Annotated in this window: 21 protein-coding genes and 1 tRNA gene; 5 read left to right on the forward strand and 17 right to left on the reverse strand. The window is 59.3% G+C overall.

Annotation, left to right across the window (positions count from 1 at the left end; all coding sequences use genetic code 11):
• Positions 1-39 precede the first annotated feature (39 nt).
• Positions 40-372 (forward strand): hypothetical protein, encoded by a 333-nt coding sequence (locus tag AWB64_RS13645; protein WP_060819734.1) that lies wholly within the window; start codon positions 40-42, stop codon positions 370-372.
• Positions 373-987: 615 nt separating this feature from the next.
• On the opposite strand, the gene AWB64_RS13655 is transcribed toward AWB64_RS13645, so the two are convergent.
• The 3 genes from AWB64_RS13655 to AWB64_RS13665 all read right to left on the reverse strand — a co-directional run bounded on the left by AWB64_RS13655 (position 988) and on the right by AWB64_RS13665 (position 2,056).
• A complete protein-coding gene (locus tag AWB64_RS13655) occupies positions 988-1,521 on the reverse strand; it encodes a Fur family transcriptional regulator (RefSeq protein ID WP_060819738.1) in 534 nt (177 codons plus the stop codon).
• A gap of 60 nt (positions 1,522-1,581) precedes the next feature.
• On the reverse strand, positions 1,582-1,761 hold the full coding sequence (locus tag AWB64_RS13660) for a hypothetical protein (RefSeq protein ID WP_060856143.1): 180 nt from the start codon (positions 1,759-1,761) through the stop codon (positions 1,582-1,584).
• 218 nt (positions 1,762-1,979) lie between these two features.
• A tRNA-Pro gene (locus AWB64_RS13665) sits at positions 1,980-2,056 on the reverse strand.
• A gap of 75 nt (positions 2,057-2,131) precedes the next feature.
• Here AWB64_RS13665 and sixA point away from each other — a divergent pair.
• Together sixA and AWB64_RS13675 are read left to right on the forward strand one after the other, a co-directional pair.
• On the forward strand, positions 2,132-2,590 hold the full coding sequence (gene sixA / locus AWB64_RS13670) for a phosphohistidine phosphatase SixA (protein WP_060819739.1): 459 nt from the start codon (positions 2,132-2,134) through the stop codon (positions 2,588-2,590).
• 152 nt (positions 2,591-2,742) lie between these two features.
• Positions 2,743-3,576 carry a GNAT family N-acetyltransferase gene (locus AWB64_RS13675; RefSeq protein ID WP_082850485.1) on the forward strand — a complete coding sequence of 278 codons (834 nt, stop codon included), beginning with the start codon at positions 2,743-2,745 and terminating at the stop codon, positions 3,574-3,576.
• 55 nt (positions 3,577-3,631) lie between these two features.
• Here AWB64_RS13675 and ppx read toward each other — a convergent pair whose 3' ends face one another.
• Positions 3,632-5,155, reverse strand: coding sequence for an exopolyphosphatase (ppx, locus tag AWB64_RS13680; RefSeq protein WP_060819741.1), 1,524 nt, complete (start codon positions 5,153-5,155; stop codon positions 3,632-3,634).
• Positions 5,156-5,466: 311 nt separating this feature from the next.
• On the opposite strand from ppx, the gene ppk1 reads away from it, so the two are divergent.
• Complete coding sequence (gene ppk1, locus AWB64_RS13685; protein WP_060819743.1) at positions 5,467-7,530, forward strand: polyphosphate kinase 1; 2,064 nt, start codon at positions 5,467-5,469, stop codon at positions 7,528-7,530.
• A gap of 29 nt (positions 7,531-7,559) precedes the next feature.
• On the opposite strand, the gene phoR is transcribed toward ppk1, so the two are convergent.
• From phoR to AWB64_RS13740, 11 genes are all read right to left on the reverse strand, one after another.
• Positions 7,560-8,873: a phosphate regulon sensor histidine kinase PhoR gene (gene phoR, locus AWB64_RS13690; RefSeq protein WP_060819745.1), complete on the reverse strand. Its 1,314-nt coding sequence runs from the start codon at positions 8,871-8,873 to the stop codon at positions 7,560-7,562.
• A gap of 72 nt (positions 8,874-8,945) precedes the next feature.
• Positions 8,946-9,653, reverse strand: a complete 708-nt coding sequence (phoB, locus tag AWB64_RS13695; RefSeq protein ID WP_060819746.1) for a phosphate regulon transcriptional regulator PhoB — start codon at positions 9,651-9,653, stop codon at positions 8,946-8,948.
• A 61-nt stretch (positions 9,654-9,714) separates the two neighbouring features.
• The gene (gene phoU, locus AWB64_RS13700; RefSeq protein ID WP_060819747.1) at positions 9,715-10,419 is read right to left on the reverse strand and encodes a phosphate signaling complex protein PhoU; all 705 of its coding nucleotides are present in this window, start codon (positions 10,417-10,419) and stop codon (positions 9,715-9,717) included.
• Positions 10,420-10,475: 56 nt separating this feature from the next.
• Positions 10,476-11,231, reverse strand: coding sequence for a phosphate ABC transporter ATP-binding protein PstB (gene pstB, locus AWB64_RS13705; protein ID WP_172811968.1), 756 nt, complete (start codon positions 11,229-11,231; stop codon positions 10,476-10,478).
• A 145-nt stretch (positions 11,232-11,376) separates the two neighbouring features.
• Entirely contained in the window at positions 11,377-12,273 is an 897-nt protein-coding gene (gene pstA, locus AWB64_RS13710) for a phosphate ABC transporter permease PstA (RefSeq protein WP_060819749.1), read from the reverse strand.
• On the reverse strand, positions 12,270-13,253 hold the full coding sequence (gene pstC / locus AWB64_RS13715; protein ID WP_060856145.1) for a phosphate ABC transporter permease PstC: 984 nt from the start codon (positions 13,251-13,253) through the stop codon (positions 12,270-12,272). The genes pstA and pstC overlap by 4 nt, the downstream gene beginning before the upstream one ends.
• Positions 13,254-13,393: 140 nt before the next feature.
• Positions 13,394-14,425, reverse strand: a complete 1,032-nt coding sequence (pstS, locus tag AWB64_RS13720; RefSeq protein ID WP_060819750.1) for a phosphate ABC transporter substrate-binding protein PstS — start codon at positions 14,423-14,425, stop codon at positions 13,394-13,396.
• A 226-nt stretch (positions 14,426-14,651) separates the two neighbouring features.
• Entirely contained in the window at positions 14,652-16,010 is a 1,359-nt protein-coding gene (gene glmM, locus AWB64_RS13725; RefSeq protein ID WP_060819751.1) for a phosphoglucosamine mutase, read from the reverse strand.
• A 94-nt stretch (positions 16,011-16,104) separates the two neighbouring features.
• A complete protein-coding gene (folP, locus tag AWB64_RS13730; protein ID WP_374728623.1) occupies positions 16,105-16,974 on the reverse strand; it encodes a dihydropteroate synthase in 870 nt (289 codons plus the stop codon).
• Between the two features lie 88 nt (positions 16,975-17,062).
• Positions 17,063-18,958, reverse strand: coding sequence for an ATP-dependent zinc metalloprotease FtsH (gene ftsH, locus AWB64_RS13735; RefSeq protein WP_060819754.1), 1,896 nt, complete (start codon positions 18,956-18,958; stop codon positions 17,063-17,065).
• 196 nt (positions 18,959-19,154) lie between these two features.
• A complete protein-coding gene (locus tag AWB64_RS13740) occupies positions 19,155-19,817 on the reverse strand; it encodes an RlmE family RNA methyltransferase (protein ID WP_060819755.1) in 663 nt (220 codons plus the stop codon).
• Positions 19,818-20,220: 403 nt separating this feature from the next.
• Here AWB64_RS13740 and AWB64_RS13745 point away from each other — a divergent pair, with 403 nt between their 5' ends.
• On the forward strand, positions 20,221-20,775 hold the full coding sequence (locus AWB64_RS13745) for a YhbY family RNA-binding protein (protein ID WP_060819757.1): 555 nt from the start codon (positions 20,221-20,223) through the stop codon (positions 20,773-20,775).
• 62 nt (positions 20,776-20,837) lie between these two features.
• On the opposite strand, the gene AWB64_RS13750 is transcribed toward AWB64_RS13745, so the two are convergent.
• Positions 20,838-21,359: a DUF4149 domain-containing protein gene (locus AWB64_RS13750; protein ID WP_060819759.1), complete on the reverse strand. Its 522-nt coding sequence runs from the start codon at positions 21,357-21,359 to the stop codon at positions 20,838-20,840.
• Positions 21,359-21,835, reverse strand: coding sequence for a transcription elongation factor GreA (gene greA / locus AWB64_RS13755; RefSeq protein ID WP_060819760.1), 477 nt, complete (start codon positions 21,833-21,835; stop codon positions 21,359-21,361). Before greA ends, AWB64_RS13750 begins: the two co-directional genes overlap by 1 nt.
• Positions 21,836-21,970 lie beyond the last annotated feature (135 nt).

Raw genomic sequence — 21,970 nt, forward strand, 5'->3', positions numbered from 1 at the left:
CAAGCTCCGGTACGTTCAATCAGTTACAAGGAAGATTCAATGAAAGAGAATGTCAGCGCCTCGGCGCTTGGAAAACTGGCCGTGACGGCTGCTGTCCTGACGCTTGCGGCCGCGCTGGCAGGTTGCGCGAATTCAGCGAAACGCACGTATTTGCCAACCGGAGACACAGGCTTTGCCATCAACTGCAGCGGCGGCGACGCCAGCACGAGCTGGGCCGAATGCTACAAAAAGGCGGGAGAAATATGCGGGTCGTATGGCTACGACGTTGTTTCGAAGGATGTGGACAACGGCGCGACGTCGGGCGGATCGGTCGCGGGAATTTTTGGCGCGAACGTCAAGAACCGGTCGATGGTGATTCGCTGCAAGCAATGATGCTCGCGCGGCTCGCTGCCGCGTGATTTTTCACGGCGTCCCCAAGCCGCTTGCTTTCTTCGCGCATGTCTGGAACATGCAGCGAGCCGAGCAGCCGCGCTGCACGCCATCGTCCTGACAACGGATCGATGTGCGACGCGAATACCAGCAGCGAAATCATCGCAAGCGGGCAAAGAGCAAGAAAGATCCACAGCGCCATCATGATCTGTTTCAACTGAAGAGATATTCGATCATACCGTTGCAGCAAGAATTTCGCATGACACCCGCTTATCTCAATTTTACACCGTAATAATTACATGGCGCGGCATAAGCTGAACAACCCGTTTTGCAATGGTCGGCCACAGCCACATTGCGTTACGCGTTGATACAAGTGATCACAATCCTCGGGATTGTTGCATCCTAAGATGTCTTCAGCCCGCGCCTCTCTGCGCGAACAGGTCCCGCGGGTCAGAAGCGCCGATGTGCCCGCATCGGCGTTTCGCCTTTCTTCCTGGCGGCCCAGCACTTTCCCGGCTTTTATCAGAGGACGACGTTCTGATCGATCAGGCTCGCCATGCAAAAGGCCGTTCCGACTCACGCCGCAACGGCCTTTTGCCCTCCGCCACGTCCCCTCACTCAATGCGAAGCGTGATCGTGGTCGTGCGTGTGCGCGCCCGGATCTTCAGCCGCCTGACACGCCGGACAGATACCCTTTAGTTCGATATCGTCGCCCGCCAGCCTGTATCCGCTCGCCTCGACCTGCGACAGCAGGCTCTGGCGCAACTGCTTTTGCTGCTGCAACTCGGTGACGCGCCCGCATTGCTGGCAAACCACCAGCACGCCATGCTGGCAATGCGTCAGATCGTGACAAACCGTAAACGCGTTGATGGACTCAATCCGATGAATAAGCCCCGCCGAGAGCAAAAAATCCAGCGCCCGATAAACCGTGGGCGGCGATGCATTGGGATGCATTGCGCGCATTTCGTCGAGCAGCGTGTAAGCCTTGGTCGCGCGCCCTGACGTCAGCAGTAGTTCCAGCACCGTGCGGCGGATGGGCGTGAGCTTTTGACCGCGTTCGCGACAATAGTCGTCGGCCATGGTGACCGCGGCTTGAAGCGCGTCTGGGGACGAATGGTCGTGAGACCGGGCGGCGTTGGCGGGCGTGTTCATGGGCAAATTATACGCTGCCGCGGCGCGCGGACAGCCATTAGGCGCGCGGCGTGCTGGCGATCATTGCGGCCGCGCCGGCTGGCCGGACGTGGCGGGCGCGATGATCATGACGGGCGGCGTGGTATCGGTCGGGACGCCCTTGTAGTCGGGCGGATCCTGCGGAATCACGCGATGCGGCGTTGGATCGGCACATGCCGAAAGGAATACGGAGCAGGCAAACAGAACGGCAAAGCGCGGCATGGACGGCCCGGATATGGTTTTCGTGGATTTGAAGACGAAGCAGGAAGAGTAAACGATATCGGGGATTGCGACCGAATCGCCACCGAATCGCCACCGAATGGCAATTGAATGCAACGCAGTGGGCAGCAAACCAACCATGCGGAAAACGACGCGCAGAAAGAAGCACAAAAATGACAAAGGGGTCGCGAGTTGAACTCGTGACCCCTTCATGTGTAACGTGGTCGGAGCGAAAGGATTCGAACCTTCGACCCTCTGATCCCAAATCAGATGCGCTACCAGGCTGCGCTACGCTCCGACAAGAGCGAGACTATAGCGTGTACTGGGTACCGGCGCAATCAAAAACGCTCGAGACCCTAAAAGGAGATAGTCGATGAACCTCATTCTCTGGCGCCACGCCGAAGCCGAAGACCAAGCCGCGAGCGACCTCGCGCGGCAGCTAACAGGCCGCGGCGTCAAGCAGGCCCAAGCGGCGGCGAAATGGCTGAAAAGCCGTATCGATGACGACGCAATCTTTCTTGTCAGTCCCGCCACGCGCACCATCCAGACAATGGAAGCCTTCGGCGACCGGTATCAGGTTGTGAAGGAAATCGCGCCGGGCGCCGACGCGCAAGCCGCGCTCGACGCAGCACAATGGCCCCAGGGCGCTGCGGAAACGGTCGTGGTGGTCGGACACCAGCCGACGCTTGGGCGCGCCGCGGCTTTGCTCATGACAGGGCACGAAGCCGACTGGACCATGAAGAAGGCCGGCATCTGGTGGTTCCAGGGCCGTTCGCGCGCGGGCGACGATCAAATCGTACTGCGCGCCGTCACGAGTCCCGAGCTGCTTTGAACCTGTAAAACCCGCCTGGTCCACGGAGGACTCACAGCGCTCGCAGTGACGCTTCATTGAATCGTCACTGTGATGCCATGCGAGCGTCATTCGCGATCCTTACATTGTCGGCTATCGGTAATACGTCAGCCAAATCCATCTGGGGATTGTCAATGCAGGAATCGACGACGCACGCTTTCGTGAACCCATCGAACGCTTTAGGCGGCGCAGCAGGACCGACCGCCACAGAGTCCCGCGTGCGCCTGCCGCGTGCCGCCGAGACGGTCACGGCGCAGCACAGGCTGCGGGTCTCGTGGGCACACTCGGAAACCGAGCTTCGCGAAGCGCAGCGCCTGCGATACCGCGTATTCGCCGACGAAATGGGCGCTCAGTTAAAAGGTCCAGCGGGCCTTGACGTCGATGCATTCGATGCCTTTTGCGACCACCTGCTGGTCCGCGACCTGGATACGTTGAAGGTCGTGGGCACGTACCGGGTATTGCCGCCGCATCAGGCCGTGCGCGCCGGCCGTCTCTATGCCGAGAGCGAATTCGATGTCTCGCGCCTCGCCCATCTGCGTCCGAAGCTGGTCGAAGTGGGCCGCTCGTGCGTGCATGCCGATTACCGGAGCGGCGCGGTCATCATGTCGCTGTGGGGCGGTCTTGCCGCGTACATGAAGCAAAACGGCTACGAGACCATGCTGGGCTGCGCGAGTGTATCGATGGCCGATGGCGGCCACTACGCCGCAGATCTCTTCGACGGGATGGACAAGGACGCGTTCACGGCGCTGGAATACCGCGCGTTCGCTCACACGCCGCTGCCGGTGCAGGAATTGCGAACGGGCGCGCAAGTAACCCCGCCGCCACTGGTCAAGGGTTATCTGCGACTGGGCGCAAAAATCTGCGGCGCGCCGGCCTGGGATCCTGACTTCAACACGGCCGACTTCCTGACCCTGCTGCGCCTGACCGATATCAACGAACGCTACGCGCGGCATTTCATGGCCGACTGAACGCGACGCAGGATCGATGGCGCCCCCCGACCCCGCCCGCTCCCTGGGGCGCCAATCAAACACCCGTATAAACCACCCGATAAGGCTTGCCGATCTTCTCCCACTCGGCCGCTTCCTGCACGAGGCTATAGTCGGTCAGCGGATTCAGCGAGACCCACTCGTTGGGCAGCTTCACGTCGAAACCACCATTGGCGGACGTGACTTCGATGGCCGGCAAGCCGACATCGGCGCGTCTTCTGCACAGCAGCGCCGCCAGCCGCAGACAGAACAGCAACGTCCAGTCGACATCGCGCGCCTGCGAAAGCTTGCCGAGCTTGCCAACGTGTCCAAGCACCAGACCCGCCAGCCGCGCCTGATCGGTACGCGAGAAACCCGGCATATCGGCATGACTCGCGATGTACGCCGAATGCTTGTGATACGCGCTATGCGAGATGGAAAGGCCGATCTCGTGCAGCGCCGCGGCCCATTCGAGGAACATCTTGTTCTCGATCCGGCGATCGGCGTCGATGGAAGACTCGCCTGCTTCGAGCTGCTCGTAGAAACCGACAGCAAGCTGCGCAATGCGCCCCGATTGCGCGCCATCGACCGCGTAGCGCCGTTTGAATCCTTCCACGGTAACGGTCCGCATGTCCTGATGCTGCGTGCGGCCGAGCAGGTCGTAGAGCACGCCGAGACGCAACGCGCCGTCGGTGGTATCGACGTATTCGATGCCCAGTTCCTCAAACACGCCAAGCATGATCGACAAGCCGCCGGCGAGCACCGGAATCCGGTCGGCCTTCAGCGCAATGAGCTTCAGCCGGTTCACGTTCTCGGCCTTGATCAACGCTTTTTTCAGCCGCTCCAGACCGCCGCGCGAAATGCCGTGCGTGATGCCGGGATCGTTGAAGCCATTGGCTTCGATCAGTTCAGCCAGCGCGCGCGCCGTGCCCGATGATCCGATCGCCTGGTCCCAGCCGGTTTGCTTGTACTCGCTGGAGATAATCTCGATTTCACGCTTGGCGGCGAGTTCGGCCTGCCGCATGCAGTATTCGTCCACATTGCCGGCGGCGAAGAATTGCCGGCTATGGCTCACGCAGCCTATGTACAAGCTTTCCATATGGATAGGCGTGTAATGCGACCCGATGATGAATTCCGTCGAACCGCCGCCGATGTCCACCACGAGCCGTTTGCCCGCACTCGCGGGAACGGAGTGTGCGGCGCCTGCATAGATCAGGCGCGCTTCCTCGCGTCCGGCAATCACTTCGATGGGAAATCCGAGCGCGTTCTGCGCTTCGGCGAGAAATTCTTCGGCGTTCTTCGCCACGCGCAGCGTGTTGGTTGCAACCGCGCGCACGTGATCGGGATGGAAGTCGCGCAGCCGTTCGCCGAAACGCTTGAGCGCGTCCCAGCCGCGCAGTTGCGACGCGCGATCGAGGAATTTGTCGCGCGAGAGGCCCGCCGCGAGGCGCACCGGTTCGCGCAGCGCGTCGACCTGATAGATCGGGCTGCCTGCAGGCGTCTCTTCAACGCGTCCGACGATCAGCCTGAAGCTGTTCGATCCAAGATCTACGGCTGCCAAAAGATGAGGGGAATTGACCATCGATTTTTTAGATTCCGTAGGGTTGTGTCCGCAAATGCATGGCGTTCAGGTGCGATGATCTGATCGCATGCCGCGGCGCGCCGATTTTAATTCCAAGCGGACCGCTCTGCTGGTCTGGTGAAAAGCAAATGAAACAAACAAAGAGGATAAATCGAATCTGAGGTGAACCCAGGCGAATCTTGCCAGAGTCGACCTTACGCGCGCCCTGCGTTAAATTCGTGACATTATGATTTCATAAAAACGTCATCATATTGTGGTTCATTCCGGGCGATCCTTGCGTATTCTGTTTTTGTGAGTACTTTTCCATACTGATGTCCAACCGCTCCCCCCTTCTGAACCGCGAACTGGGCATTCTGGGTTTTAACGAACGCGTATTGTCGCAAGCCGCCGATACCGCCGTTCCCCTGCTCGAACGACTCCGCTTCATCTGCATCACCAGCAGCAATCTCGACGAATTCTTCGAAGTCCGCATGGCCGGCATGCAGGAACAGATGCGAGACAACCCAGGCTCGCTTTCGCCCGATGGCATGTCGTTGCAGCATGTGTACGATCTCGTGGTCGAGCGCGCGCATCGGCTGGTGCATCAGCAATACGCGATGCTGCAGGACAGCGTGTATCCCGCGCTCGAAAGCGAAGGCATCTATTTTCATGGCGTGGAGTCCTGGACCGAGGCACAGACCGACTGGGCGCGCGACTACTTTCAAAACGAGTTGCTGCCGGTGCTGACACCCATCGGGCTTGATCCCGCGCATCCGTTTCCGCGTGTGCTGAACAAGAGCCTGAACTTCGTCATAGAACTCGAAGGCAAGGATGCGTTCGGGCGTCAGGCGGTCATGGGCATTGTCCAGGCGCCGCGTGCGCTGCCCCGGCTCGTGCGCATGCCCGAAGCGCTGTCGGGATATCCGCATGGCTTCGTGCTGTTGAGCTCGTTGATGCAGCGTTTCGTGGACCAGTTGTTTCCGCATCTGGTCGTGCGCAGTTGCAACCAGTTCCGTATCACGCGCAACAGCGAACTGTTCGTCGATGAAGACGAAATCACCAATCTGCGCGTGGCGCTCCAGGGCGAATTGCCGGCGCGGCATCTGGGCAATGCGGTGCGCCTGGAAGTATCGGCGGAAACGCCGCCTCATATGGTCCGCCGGCTTCTGGACGAGAGCGAACTGAATGATCGCGATTGTTATCGCGTGAACGGGCCGGTGAATCTCGTGCGCCTCATGCAGTTGCCCGAAATGGTCGACCGGCCCGACCTCAAGTTCGTCCCGCATATTCCCGCCGTGCCGAGGGAGATCGCGAACGCGGCCAATCTGTTTGATGTCATCGATAAAGGCGATGTGCTTCTGCATCACCCGTACGAGAGCTTTCAGCCGGTGCTGGAGTTGCTGTTGCAAGCTGCGAAGGACCCGCAAGTGGTCGCGATCAAGCAGACGATCTATCGCACGGGAACGGATTCGCCGCTGATGGACGCCTTGATGCAGGCCGCGCGCAACGGCAAGGAAGTGACCGTGGTCGTGGAGTTGCTCGCGCGTTTCGATGAAGAGACGAACATCAACTGGGCTTCGCAACTGGAGGCCGTCGGTGCGCACGTGGTCTATGGCGTGGTCGGCCACAAATGCCACGCGAAAATGATGCTGATCGTGCGGCGTGTGTCGCAGGGCGGCAAGATGATGCTCAGGCGTTATGCGCATCTGGGAACGGGAAATTACCATCCGCGTACCGCGCGTCTTTATACCGACTTCGGCATGATGACGTCGAACCAGGAAGTCTGCGAAGACGTGCATCATGTGTTCCAGCAACTTACCGGCATTGGCGGCGAGTTGCGTTTGCATCAGCTCTGGCAAGCGCCTTTCACGCTGCATCCGAATCTCATGGATGCCATTCGCGCCGAAGCCGACAATGCCCGCGCAGGCAAGAAGGCGCGAATCGTCGCCAAGATGAACGCGCTGCTCGAACCGACCGTGATCGCCGCCTTGTATGAAGCGTCGCAGGCGGGCGTGAAGATCGATTTGATCGTACGCGGTGTGTGCGCATTGAAACCCGGCGTGGAAGACCTGTCCGAGAACATTACCGTGCGGTCGATCGTCGGGCGTTTTCTCGAGCATCACCGCATCTTCTATTTTTATGCGGGCGGTGAGGAGAAGGTGTATTTATCGAGCGCGGACTGGATGGACCGCAACTTCTTTCGCCGCGTCGAAGTGGCGTTTCCCGTGAATGACCGGCGCCTGAAACGGCGGGTGATCGCGGAAGGTTTGTCGGCTTTTCTCGGCGATAACCAGTCCGCATGGCTCATGCAAAGCGATGGTCATTATCGGCGGCGGCGGCCAGGAAAATCCATGCGCAGTGCGCAGCTTGGATTGCTGACGAAGTTCTGCTCGTAACCGCAACGCTTCAACCGATCCGCGGCGCTTCAGGCCGCGATCGACTTTCTCAGCGACGTGCGCGCGGCCGGAAACCTGACCGAAAACGTGCTGCCGCGTCCTTCTTCGCTTTTGACTTCGAGGTCCGCGTGATGGCGCTGCAATACGTGCTTCACGATGGCCAATCCTAGGCCCGTGCCGCCGGTATCGCGAGACCGGCTTCTATCCACGCGATAAAACCGCTCCGTCAAACGCGGAATGTGTTCGGCTGGAATGCCGAGTCCGCTATCGCGCACTGAAAATACCGCGCGATCACGAATGCGTTGCCACGTGACATCGATCGTGCCGCCGTCCGGCGTATATCGGATTGCATTGGTCACCAGATTGGCGAGCGCACTGACAATCTCGGTTTCGGAACCGGAGACCGTCAGCGCTTCGTCAACGTTGAACGTGATCCGATGCCGGCCGCCGGATAAATTGTCGGCGTCTTCTTCGAGATGACGCAAAACCGCCCGCATATCGAGCACATCCTCGCTCGGCGGTTTGCCGTCGCCTTCAAGATTCGCCAGCACGAGCAGGTCACGCACAATGTTCTGCATGCGCGCCGATTGCTGTTCCATCATCTCCAGATAACGCGCGCGGTCGGCTTCATCCAGTGGAATCTCGCGCATGGTTTCGAGAAAGCCCGACAACACGGTCAACGGCGTCTTCAACTCATGCGAAACGTTCGCGACAAAATCGCGCCGCATGGAATCCGTTCGTTCCAGTTCGGTTATATCCTGCGTGAGGATCAGCTTGCGATTTTCACCGTATGGAAATATCTGCACGGACAACACATGTTGCCGGTTCGCGCCCATTCCACGCATGACCAGCACTTCCTCATAATGCTGCGAGGCGAGATACCGGACAAACTCGGGTTGACGCACGAGATGGGTTATATGCTGGCGCAGATCGCGTTTTGCATCGAGCCCGAAATGCGTTTCCGCAATGGCATTGCACCATTCGATCTGATCGGTATCGTCGAGCATGGCCACGCCATTCGGCGACGCCTGAATACCCTGGATAAAACGCGAATGCTGCTGCTCGACCTGACGCACCTGCGCATGCCAGCGCTTGGCGAGTTTATGCAGCCGATAATAAATCTCGCCCCACACCCCCGGCGCGCTCGGCACTTCGCCATATACGGGTGCGTCCAGCAAGCGCCAGAGACGCTGAGTATGAAAGGTCGTGAAGAGTGTCTGCAGAACCAGCATGACGAGCGCAAAACAGAGCGCAGTGCGCAAACCAAGCAGCGCACCAACGATCACGCTCAATATCGCGAGTAACGCGAGGGACACGAGGGAACGCGTCCAGATGATATTCATGAATTAGCGGATCGAGATTATTGCCACGCGATCCCACGACCCCGATTGGTCGCGGGTTTCATGCACTTTTTATCAAGCGCTCTTGGCGAGCCGATACCCACTGCCACGAACCGTTTCAATCATAGCATCGCAACCCGCGGGCTTTAAAGCCGCCCGCAAGCGCTTGATATGCACGTCCACCGTCCGCTCTTCAACGAATACGTGATCGCCCCAGACCTGATCGAGCAATTGCGTGCGGCTATGCACGCGTTCCGGATGCGTCATGAAAAAGTGCAACAGCCGGAATTCGGTCGGACCAAGATCGAGCTTGATGTCGTCGGAATGACCATTTGCGTGCGCAGCCACCCGATGCGTAGCCGGATCAAGACGCAAGCCATTGATGGCCACCACGTCCTCCGTCAATTGCGGCGCGCGCCGGCGCAATACCGCCTTGATCCGCGCCATCAGTTCCTTGGGAGAAAACGGCTTGGTCACATAATCGTCCGCGCCGATTTCAAGCCCAAGCACTTTATCCTGCTCGTCGCCACGCGCGGTAAGCATGATGATCGGAATGTGTTTCGTGCGTTCGTTGCCGCGTAATTCCCGAGCGAAGGCTATACCGGATTTACCCGGCAGCATCCAGTCGAGAAGCACCAGGTCCGGCAATACGTCGCTGATCAGGTTTTGCGCCTGTTCCGCGTTATAAGCACGAATGGGGCAATGGCCCGCGTGTTGCAGATTCACCGAAATCAATTCGGAAATCGCGGGTTCGTCTTCTATAACGAGAATGCTGCTGGGCATCGGCACCTCTGTAACCTTCTTCGCGTAAGTTATCTAACGGCAATGGGAACCAAGTGAAACTTCAGCTCAGCGCTTCGCGTTCAAGCTGATCGCGCGACACATGGCGGACATCCGTACCCTTCACAATGTAAATAATGAATTCCGCAATGTTCTTCGCGTGATCGCCAATCCGTTCAACCGCTTTCGCGATGAACAGATAATCGAGTCCCGCTGAAATCATGCGCGGATCTTCCATCATGTATGTGATGAGCTTGCGCACGAACGCGCGGAATTCTTCGTCGATGGCTTTGTCGTCGCGCACGATCTGCGCAGCGGCAACCGTGTCGAGGCGCGCGAATGCATCGAGCGCGCGGCGCAGGATGGATACCGCCATTTCCCCGGACAACTTGATTTCCGCGATATTCACGTTACGGCCCATGCCGTCTTCGTTGATGCGCTTCACGCGCTTCGCGATTTTCTCGGCTTCGTCGCCGGCGCGTTCCAGATTCGTAATGGTCTTCGAGATTGCCATCAACAAGCGCAAGTCGCGTGCGGCCGGCTGGCGGCGCGCGATGATATTGCTGCATTCCTCGTCGATTTCGACTTCCATGGTATTCAGGCGCTGCTCGGCCAGAATCACCTTGTCGGCAATGTCGATATCGAACGCGTTGAGCGCCTGCATGGCATTGATGATCTGCGACTCGACCAAGCCGCCCATTTCCAGCACTTTGGACGAAACCGCGTTCAGATCGGCGTCGAACTGGCTCGACAAATGTTTATCGGACATATGTGCTCCTGAAGTCCTTTTTTAGCCCGTATGACTGCGAGAGATCCATCGCGGACTCACCCAAACCGGCCGGTGATGTAATCTTCCGTTTCCTTGCGGGACGGCTTGATAAAGATTTTTTCCGTATCGCCGAATTCGATCAATTCGCCCAGATACATATAAGCAGTGTAGTCCGAACAACGTGCCGCCTGCTGCATGTTGTGCGTAACGATCACCACCGTATAGTCATTCTTCAGTTCGGCGATCAATTCTTCGATCCGGCCCGTCGAAATAGGGTCGAGCGCGGAACACGGTTCGTCGAGCAACAGCACTTCAGGGCGGATCGCGATACCGCGCGCAATGCAAAGGCGCTGCTGCTGGCCGCCCGACAAGCCATAACCGCTTTGCTGCAGCTTGTCCTTCACTTCGTTCCACAGCGCCGCTTTCGTCAGCGCCCATTCAACGCGGTCGTCCATCTCCGAGCGCGACAGTTGCTCGAACATCTTCACGCCGAACGCAATGTTGTCGTAGATCGACATGGGGAACGGCGTCGGTTTCTGAAACACCATGCCCACGCGTGCGCGCAACAGCGAAATATCGCGGCGCGTGTCGAGCAGATTGTTGCCATCCATCAGGATCTCGCCTTCCGCGCGCTGCTCCGGATAAAGCGCATACATCTTGTTGAAGGTGCGCAGCAAGGTGGACTTGCCGCAACCCGACGGCCCGATAAACGCCGTCACCTTGTGCTCCGGAATGCGCAGGTTGATGTTCTTCAGCGCATGGAACTTGTTGTAGAAGAAGTTGAGGTTGTTCACCTCGATCTTCGGTTTCATCGACCCGGCTGGAGGCGCCTGGTGCGTCGGCTTGAAACTGCCCGGCACGGCGCCGCGTTCCACGGGGTCCTTGTTTGCATCGGTGGCCGGACTGGCGTTCCGGGTGCTCACATCGCCTGCGACTGTGTTCATGGAAGTTTCCGCCTTATTTTTTCGAGAAGATCGTGCGCGCGAGAATGTTCAGACCGAGCACGCCGAGCGTGATCAGGAACACACCGGCCCACGCGAGCGCTTGCCATTGGGGGAACGGGCTCATCGCGAACTTGTAGATGGTGACCGGCAAGTTGGCGACGGGCTGGCTCATGTCCCACGAGAAGAATTGATTCGACAATGCGGTGAACAGGAGCGGCGCCGTCTCGCCGGTGATACGGGCGACGGCGAGCAGGACACCCGTCACAATGCCGCTTACCGATGCCTTCAGCGTGATCGATGTCACCATCTTCCACTTCGGCGTACCGAGCGCGAAGGCTGCTTCGCGCAGCGCATTCGGCACGAGCCGCAGCATGTTCTCGGTCGTGCGGATCACAATAGGAATCTGCAGCAACGCCAGCGCGATCACGCCCGCCCAGCCGCTGAAACGCCCCGAATGTGCGACCACGATGGCATACACAAACAGGCCGATCACAATCGACGGCGCGGACAGCAGAATGTCGTTGATGAAGCGGGTCACGCTTGCAAGCCAGCGCTTGTCGCCGTATTCGGCGAGATATACGCCTGCGAGCACGCCAAGCGGCGTACCGATAAACGTGGCAAGCACCACAAGCATCAAGCTGCCGACAATGGCGTTGAGCAAACCGCCGCCATCCGTGTTGGGCGGCGGCGTGTTCTGCGTGAACAATTCGATCGACATGCCGCCAACACCCAGCTTCACCGTGGTGAAGAGAATCCATATCAGCCACAGCAGGCCAAACGCCATTGCCGCCAGCGACAACACCAGCGCAACCACATTCTTGCTGCGCCGGCGGCGCTGCAGCTTGATTCGCGTGGAGGCTTCGCGTTCCGGATTGCCGGAGCCGGGAAATTGCATCGTCGGCTGGCTCATTTTCCGCCCTCCCCTTTTTCGAGGCGAAGCAGCATGAGCTTCGACAATGACAGCACAACGAACGTGATCAGGAACAGGATCAGCCCGAGTTCCATCAGCGCCGACGTATGCAGGCCCGGACTCGCTTCAGCAAACTCGTTCGCGAGCGCCGAGGTGATGCTGTTGCCCGGTGAAAACAGCGAGACGTTATCGAGCAGATTCGTATTGCCGATCACGAACGTCACCGCCATGGTCTCGCCGAGCGCGCGGCCGAGACCGAGCATCACGCCGCCAATCACGCCGGTTCGCGTGAACGGCAACACGATCTTCCACATGACTTCCCAGGTCGTGCAGCCAATGCCATACGCCGACTCCTTGAGCAGCACGGGCGTGACTTCGAACACATCGCGCATCACTGCCGCAATGTACGGAATGATCATGATCGCGAGAATCACGCCGGCGCACAAAATGCCGATACCAATAGGCGGCCCCTGAAAGAAGCGGCCGATCAGCCAGACGTCGCCAAGCAGGTGTCCCAGCGGCTTTTCGAAGTACGTGGCGAAGAGCGGGGAAAACACCAGCAAGCCCCACATGCCGTAGACAATCGAGGGAATTGCCGCGAGCAATTCGATAGCGACGCCGAGCGGCCGGCGCAGCCACGCGGGCGCGAGCTCGGTCAGAAACAGCGCAATGCCGAAACTCACCGGCACGGCGATGATCAATGCAATGATCGATGTGGCAATCGTGCCGTAGATAGGCACGAGCGCGCCGAAGCTATCCGTTTGCGGATCCCATTCGGAGCGCCAAAGAAAACTGGGGCCAAACTTTTGCAGCGTGGGCAGCGAAGCCACCACCAGCGACACGATAATGCCGCCCAGCAGCAAGAGCGTGACCACTGCGGCGAGCCGCGCAAGGCCGCCGAAAACGATATCACCGAGTTGTCCCGGCGCGCGCTGGGCGCGGCTTGCGGGCGGAGTCGATGCGAGGTTGATGTCCGACATGGGAGCCTTCGGAAGGACCGCGCGGCGGCTGCCGCGCGGATCTTGATGCACTTAAAGGACTAGGAACCAGAAAGCCTGCGCGTGTTGCTTAAGTTTGCATCGAGCAATACTGATACGCCCGATGCAAACCCATATAAAGCTTACTGAACGACCGCCTTGCCCGACGCGTCCTTCACCTTCGCCTTCCACTGCGTTTCGATTTCAGCAGTCACCGAATCCGGCAACGGAATGTAGTCGAGTTCGTTCGCTGCTTGCGTACCGTTCTTGAACGCCCAGCCGAAGAACTTCAGCGTTTCCGCACCTTGCGCTTCCTTTTCCTGCGTCGTGTGCAGCAGCACGAACGTGGCGCCCACGATTGGCCATGCATCCTTGCCCGGCTCGTTCGTCAGGATCTGGTAGAACGACTTCGACCAGTCCGCGCTGGCTGCCGCTGCCTTGAACGTTTCCGTCTTCGGCTCGACCACGGCGCCCGCCGAGTTCTTCATGTCGACGTACGTCATCTTGTTCTGTTTAGCGTACGCCCATTCCACATAACCGATAGCACCCGGCAAACGCTGAACGAACGCGGCAACGCCGTCGTTACCCTTGCCGCCCGTGCCTGTCGGCCAGTTGACCGTCGAACCTTCGCCAACCTTGCTCTTCCACTCGGCGTTCACCTTGGACAAGTAGTTCGTCCAGATGAAGCTCGTGCCCGAACCATCCGCGCGGCGCACGACGGCAATGTCGGTATCCGGCAGTTTGACCTTCGGGTTCAGCGCGGCAATGGCCGGGTCGTTCCACTTCTTGATCTTGCCCAGATAGATATCGCCGAGCACTTCGCCCGACAACGTCAGTTCGCCCGCCTTGATGCCCGGAACGTTGATCGCCGGAACTACGCCGCCAACCACTGTCGGGAACTGGAAAAGCCCCTCCTTCGCCAGTTCGTCATCTTTGAGGGGTGCGTCCGAGCCAGCGAAATCCACCGTCTTCGCGATGATTTGCTTGATGCCGCCCGACGAACCGATGCCTTGGTAGTTGACCTTGCCGCCGCCCGACTTCTGGTACGTATCGGCCCATTTCGTGTAAATCGGTGCAGCGAAGGTGCTGCCCGCGCCAGTGATGTCGGCAGCTTGGGCCGACATCGCGAACATTGCGCCGACGATGCCTGCGAGCGCGGTGTGCATCAATTTCATGTGATCTCCAGGGTTGTGAGCAAGTGGCTCGACACCGCGAAGGATAGGTTCTCTGTGTGACAGTTCGATGACGAATGATGAAGCCAGCGTGACAACGTGCTTACGGCTTGAAAGTTATATTAGCCGACTGAAAAGCACACGTTTGCGAGGCTCTTAAACCGGCGCATAACAAAAACGCCACGATCGGGTCGTGGCGTTCTTGTTGTCGCGCAGAGGTGCCAAGATCTCAGGCGGTTGCGTCCTTCACGACTTTAGCGATGGTTTCCGCGTGCCGGATAGCGTCGGTTTGCGACGCCGCCTCCACCATCACGCGCAATACCGGCTCGGTTCCCGATGGGCGAATCAGCACGCGCCCTTTCGATTCAAGCTCGCGCTCGGCCTCGGCGATGGCACGCTTGATCGCGTCGCTGCTCTTCCAGTCAGCGCCCGGACTCATGCGCACGTTGATCAGCTTTTGCGGGAACAGGCTGACGCCCTCCAGCAGTTCGGCAAGCGTGCGCCCGCTGCGCTTGACCGCTGCAAGCACTAGCAGCGCGGAGACGATGCCATCGCCAGTGGAATGCCGGTCCAGCGACAAGATGTGGCCGGAGCCTTCCGCACCCAGAACCCAGTTGTTCTCGCGCAGCTTTTCGAGAACATAACGATCGCCCACCGCCGCACGTACGAGCTGCACGCCGCCCTTTTTCAAGGCCACTTCGACCGCCATGTTGGTCATCAACGTGCCTACCGCGCCGTCGATCTTTCCGTCTGTCGCAATCCGGTCGTTGACCAGCACGTAGAGCAATTCGTCGCCGTTGTAGAGCCGGCCGGAGGCATCGACGATCTGCAGACGGTCAGCGTCGCCATCGAGCGCAATGCCCATATGCGCCTGATGTTCCCTGACCGCCTTGACCAGTGCGTCGGGCGCCGTTGCACCCACGCCGTCATTGATATTGAAGCCGTTCGGCGACACGCCGATGGTCACGACTTCCGCGCCCAGTTCGTGAAATACCTGGGGCGCTACGTCATACGCTGCGCCATGCGCGCAGTCGACAACCAGCTTCAGGCCATGCAGGTCGAAACTCGCCGGAAACGTACTCTTACAAAATTCGATATATCGGCCGCGGGCATCGTCCAGCCGGCGTGCCTTGCCGAGCAACTCCGAGGGAGCGCAGGACATGGGTTCGTCGAGTTGCGCTTCGATCTGCAACTCGACGTCGTCCGGGAGCTTGTTGCCATCGGCGGAGAAAAACTTGATGCCGTTGTCGTAGTACGGGTTGTGTGAGGCGCTGATCACCACGCCCGCAGCGAGACGCAAGGCGCGCGTGAGGTAAGCCACGCCCGGCGTAGGGATCGGGCCAGCCAGCATCACGTCGACACCCGCCGCTGAAAAACCCGATTCCAGCGCTGCCTCGAGCATGTAGCCCGACACCCGCGTGTCCTTGCCGATCAACACCGTCGGGCGAGTGCCGCGCTGCGCCCATTGATCCGCGCCCGCGAGCACCTTGCCGGCCGCATAGCCAAGGCGCAGTACAAAGTCCGGTGTGATCGGCGCCTCGCCAACCTTGCCTCGAATGCCATCGGTTCCAAAATATCGACGTGCCATTTTTTTGTTCGTATCCTCGCGCAGAACGCGCTTGATCTAGTTGTGTGTTGATGAGTGCCGCCCGCGCGAGGTCTATACCCATCGCGCCCCTCTTTTACTGCGAACGGTCAGCCGCGTCCCGAACCGCTTGCCAAACCTTGAGCGCGTCTGCGGTTGCAGCGACATCGTGCACACGCACAATCGACGCGCCCCGCTCCACAACGCACACCGCGGCCGCCACGCTCGCCGCAGCCCGCTCCGACGGATGAGCCCGGCCGGTGACGGCGCCGAGCATCGATTTGCGCGACATTCCCGCCAGCAGCGGTACATTCAGGCTCGTGGGCCGCGTGTCGGCGAAATGGGCCAATAAGTCGTAATTATGAACCGTCACGGACTTGCCGAAGCCAAATCCTGGGTCAAGACAGATCCGATTTTGCGCGATGTCAACCTTGGTCAATGTGCGAACCCGCTCATCGAAGAACGCACGGACCTCCGCAACAACGTCGCGGTAGACAGGTTCATGCTTCTGCATGGTTTCCGGCTCACCCAGCATGTGCATCACGCATAAACCACAGGCGCTGTTCTTGACGGCGTCGAGCGCGCCTTCACGGCGAAACCCCCAGATGTCATTGACCATGTCTGCGCCCGCATTTACCGCGGCGCTCATGACGGCAGGCTTGTAGGTATCGATGGAAAGCGGCACGCCCGTCGAGCGCAACGCCTCGATTACCGGAATCACGCGTTCGAGCTCCTCGTTGAGCGGCACGGCCGGTGCACCGGGTCGGGTAGATTCGCCGCCGATATCTATCATGTCGGCGCCGTCGCGAATCATCGCTTCCGCTTGAGCGAGCGCAGCATCGCGGGATACGAAACGGCCGCCGTCTGAAAACGAATCGGGCGTCACGTTCAGGATTCCCATAATTAGAGGGCGTTCGAACGTGAGCGTGAATCGGCCGCATTGAAGAGGCTGGACAAGGGTTTGCATGATCATGGCCGCGGTGACAACGCGCTCAAAAACAAAAAAGGGCTGGTGTGAACAACACACCAGCCCTTTCAACTACTTCGGGTTCACGTCAGGCGGAAGCAGGCGCCGTCGCGTTACCCGGTTTGACTTCAGCGCCGGTATTCCCGCCACCGGCCGAAGGATCGCTCGACGGCGGTGGCAGATTCTTCGGCGGACGCGGCGGACGACCACCCATGATGTCGCTGATCTGATCTGCGTCGATGGTTTCCCATTCCAGCAGCGCCTTCGTCATGGCTTCGACCTTGTCGCGGTTGTCTTCCAGCAGCTTGCGGGCAAGACCATATTGTTCGTCGAGAATCCGGCGAATTTCGGCATCGACCTTTTGCTGCGTGGCTTCGGACACCGTCTTCGACGCCATCTTGCCAAACATGCCGTCCTGCTCGGTATCGACATAAACCATCGTGCCGAGCACGTCCGACATGCCGTAGCGCGTCACCATGTCGCGCGCCATCTTGGTCGCGCGCTCGAAGTCATTCGAAGCGCCTGTGGACATGGAATTCAGGAACACTTCTTCCGCTGCGCGACCGCCGAACAGAATGGCAATTTCCTCAAGCATCTTGTCGCGATACAGATTCACGCGATCATGTTCCGGCAACTGCCACGTCACGCCCAACGCCCAGCCACGCGGCATGATGGTGACCTTATGAACCGGATCGGCGTGCGGCAACAGCTTGGCAACCACGGCGTGACCCGACTCGTGGAACGCCGTATTGCGGCGCTCCTCTTCACGCATCACGGCGGACTTGCGTTCCGGGCCCATGAAGATCTTGTCTTTCGCGTCTTCGAAATCCGCCATCTCGACAATTCGCTTGCCGCGGCGTGCCGCAAACAGCGCGGCTTCGTTCACCAGGTTGGCCAGATCGGCGCCCGAGAAGCCCGGCGTGCCACGAGCAATCACCGAAGCATCGACGTCGTTCGAAATGGGCACCTTACGCAGGTGGACTTTCATGATGTGTTCGCGGCCGCGAATATCCGGCAGACCCACATACACCTGACGGTCGAAACGGCCCGGACGCAGCAGCGCCTTGTCCAACACATCCGAACGGTTCGTCGCGGCGATCACGATCACGCCGGAGTTCGCTTCGAAGCCGTCCATTTCCACGAGCATCTGGTTCAACGTCTGTTCGCGTTCGTCATTACCGCCGCCCATGCCAGCGCCGCGATGACGGCCCACAGCATCGATTTCGTCGATAAAAACGATACAAGGCGCGTGCTTCTTGGCCTGTTCGAACATGTCACGCACCCGTGCTGCGCCGACACCTACGAACATTTCCACGAAGTCGGAACCGGAGATGCTGAAAAACGGTACTTTGGCTTCGCCGGCGATGGCACGCGCCAGCAGCGTCTTACCGGTCCCCGGAGGACCAACCAGCAGCACGCCGCGTGGAATCCGGCCACCCAGTTTCTGGAATTTCTGCGGATCACGCAGGAAGTCGACGAGCTCGGAAACTTCTTCCTTTGCTTCGTCGCAACCGGCGACATCGGTGAAATTGATTGCGTTGTTGTTTTCGTCGATCAGCCGCGCTCGCGACTTGCCGAACGAAAACGCGCCGCCTTTCCCGCCGCCCTGCATCTGCCGCATCATGAAAAACCAGAAACCGATGATCAGGATCGTCGGTCCGAGGTAATACAGCGCGGAAACGAGCGCGTTGGGTTCGTCGTCAGCCTTGCCGCTGACCTGAACGCCGTACTTCATCAGGTCGCCGACCATCCAGATGTCGCCAGGCGACACGATCTGGTATTTCTGACCGTCTGCGGGAGTGACGGTGAGATTACGGCCCTGCACGGTTACGGTCTTGACCTTGCCGGTCTTCGCGTCGTCCATGAACTGCGAATACGACACACCTTCCTGGACGCGGGGCTTGTCGAACTGCTTGAACACCGTGAACAGCACCAGTGCGATAACCAGCCACACCGCTGCCTTAGAAAACATATTGTTGTTCAAAGCACCACTCCTTCACTCATAGACGGGCGCCTACATTCGCCTTGCGGCACCACGAAAGCATTCTAATCCAGACCGCAAACCCCTGCTATAACCTTTAACTAGCGGGAAGATAGCGGCCCGGATCCGATTTTTGGACCTTTTCGGCCAAAATGCGCGCAGGACAACGCGTCCCGCGAGGCATTTTCTCCGGCAACCCTCAATCACGACGCTTGAGTTGCCTGCCCAAAATAAACGTTTCGGACGATTTATCCCGCGACGCCTTGGGTTTGCGCGGCGCGACGATTTTGAATTGATGCTTGAACTTTTCTACGATCTGACTATAGCCACTGCCGTGAAAACATTTGACCAGCAAGGCACCATCCGGTTTCAGGTGGTTTTGCGAGAACTCCAGCGCCAGATCACACAGATGCTCCATTCGGGCTGCATCCGCACTCGCAACACCTGAGAGGTTGGGGGCCATGTCCGAGATTACAAGATCGACCTGATAATCTCCGACCAATTCTTTGAGCTGATCCAGTACTGAATCCTCCCGAAAGTCGCCCTGGAAGAACGTCACGTCGGCAATGGGTTCCATCGGCAGGATGTCGAGCGCAATTATCTTGCCATCTATGCCGCCTTCGCGCGTGTCGCCGCGGTTCGCGCCTTTCGCGAGCTTGTTGCGTACGTACTGGCTCCAGCTACCTGGCGTGGATCCCAGGTCCACGATGATCTGACCAGGTTTGATCAACTTGTCCTGCTCGTCGATTTCCTTCAGCTTGTACGCGGCGCGCGCCCGGTACCCCTCGCGCTGGGCGAGTTTCACGTACGGGTCGTTGATGTGGTCGTGCAGCCACGAGTAGTTGAAGCGGTTTTTTGCCATTAAGAATGAACTCTTGCTGCGTGAAACTGTGCTTTTAGCGGATAATACGCGTCTAATTCAGGCTGCTGCTCATATTTGAGGCAGCATTCGTCGGTGTAGACAGCTAGTTTCGGCGCTATCGCGCCCTTGTATTTGCCTGCGGTGCCTGAACTGATAGCTGGATGCCTCAATGCCCGCAAGGCACTTCGGCCAATCTGGCAGTAGGTGGGCCCCAAGTGCGGCACCTGAGTTCCGGCGATTAAAGATTCGTTAAAATCAAGTCCGTTTGCTCGCCGCATCATGCGCCGCCCGTCATGTCCGGAGCAAGGCGTTCCGCCCTGCCCGTCTTTGTTATTGCAATCGCGACCGTTTAGCCGCTTTTACGCTACGGCGCCTCTCATTTTAGTCGAGTCCGTTACTTCTCATGCCAGCTCTCAAACTTTCTCCTGCCCAACGAGCCGACCTGCGCTCCCAGGCTCACGCGCTCAAGCCCGTTGTACTCATTGGCGGCGAAGGGCTGACCGAAGCCGTGCTGGCTGAAATCGAAGTGCATCTTGCAGCGCACCAGCTCATCAAGATCCGGGTTTTCGGCGATGACCGCGAAGCCCGTGTCGCCGCTTACGCTGAAATCTGCGACCGCCTGGGCGCAGCGCCCGTCCAGCAGATCGGCAAGCTGCTCGTGGTGTGGCGCCCGGAAGACGATGCCGCACCAGCCGGGCGGCCGCGTACCGCTGGCGTTCGCGGCGCAAACCGCGTCGCGCCGCCGAGCGCCGGCGAAGCTGCCGACGCCTCGGCCAAGGGCCGCGCCCCGCGCGTGGTCAAGGTCGTCAAGATCACGCGAGACGCCCCCGTTGTCCGCAAGCCGAAGAAGCAAAAATTGCTGGTTCGCGGCAACGAGCGCGTGACCGCGGGCGGCAACGTGAAACGCGCGAAAAAGCGCTTGCCCAGCGCTAAGCGTCACCACCAATCGTCGAAATAAACTGCCGTCCCGAATAAAGGAGCCGGTGACGTCCCGATATTCGCGGACGTCACCGGCTTTTTTTAGCCGCGCGCGCGACGCGCTGCGACGCTGGCCGTCTTGCCCTTCGGAACAGCGGTTTGCGCGGGGAATCGTCCAGGCGGCAGACGCCAGAACAACACAAGCCCCAGCACGCTCTCGATCAAATAAAACGCGCTCGATACGCCGTGCAACATGCCAAACCGGCTTGCATAGGGCGATTGCGCGAGTTCCATGCCGCCCTCTTGAGCCGCCACACGCAGCGCGTTCATGAATGGCTGCAACGCAAAATAGCCGATCAGCACGCACAACAGCATGCCCGCGATTACCCAGCGCGTACGTTTATATTCTTCAAAACCCGTACGCACCAGGCGATTCGCCATGACCAACAGCACGAGCGCGCACGCGACACCCAGCATGCCCTCGATGCGAAATAGCTGCGCCGCGACCGATCCCGCGGAGGTCCGGTCGAGCATGCTGAACAGCACGGGTGCGGCAATGTAGCCCAGAGTCAGCATGCTGCCGACCCAGATCATGGCGACGATCCGAAAGAATCGATGAGCCATCAGACGTACTTGACCGCGATGACTTCGTACTCGCGCGCGCCGCTCGGCGCCTGCACCGACGCGACATCGCCCTCCGTCTTGCCAATCAGCGCACGTGCGATGGGCGAGCTGATGGAAACCAGGCCGTGGTCGATATCCGCCTCATCGTCGCCGACGATCTGATACGTCACCGTTTTGCCCGAATCCAGGTCTTCCAGCTCGACGGTCGCGCCAAAGATCACCCGGCCGTCGGCTTCCACCTCGGTCGGATCGATGACCTGCGCGCCCGCCAGCTTCGACTCGAGCTCGGCAATCCGGCCTTCGATGAAGCCCTGCTTCTCTTTGGCGGCGTCGTATTCCGCGTTTTCCGACAGGTCTCCCTGCGCGCGTGCTTCGGCAATTGAATTGACGACCGCCGGGCGTTCCACGGATTTCAGATGTTGCAATTCGTCGCGCAACAACGCTGCGCCACGTTTAGTCAAAGGAACTGTGCTCATAACCAACTCATTACGCAAAAATGCAGACGTAAAAAAATTACCGCGGTTAAGTGCATCCCCCGGTAAAAATGGGAGACGCCGCTTAACCGCGGCCCTTGATGCTTAGACTTCGCTTGGAGACTGCTGATACTGCTG

The sequence above is a fragment of the Caballeronia sordidicola genome (assembly GCF_001544455.2).
GTDB classification, from domain to species: Bacteria; Pseudomonadota; Gammaproteobacteria; order Burkholderiales; family Burkholderiaceae; genus Caballeronia; species Caballeronia sordidicola.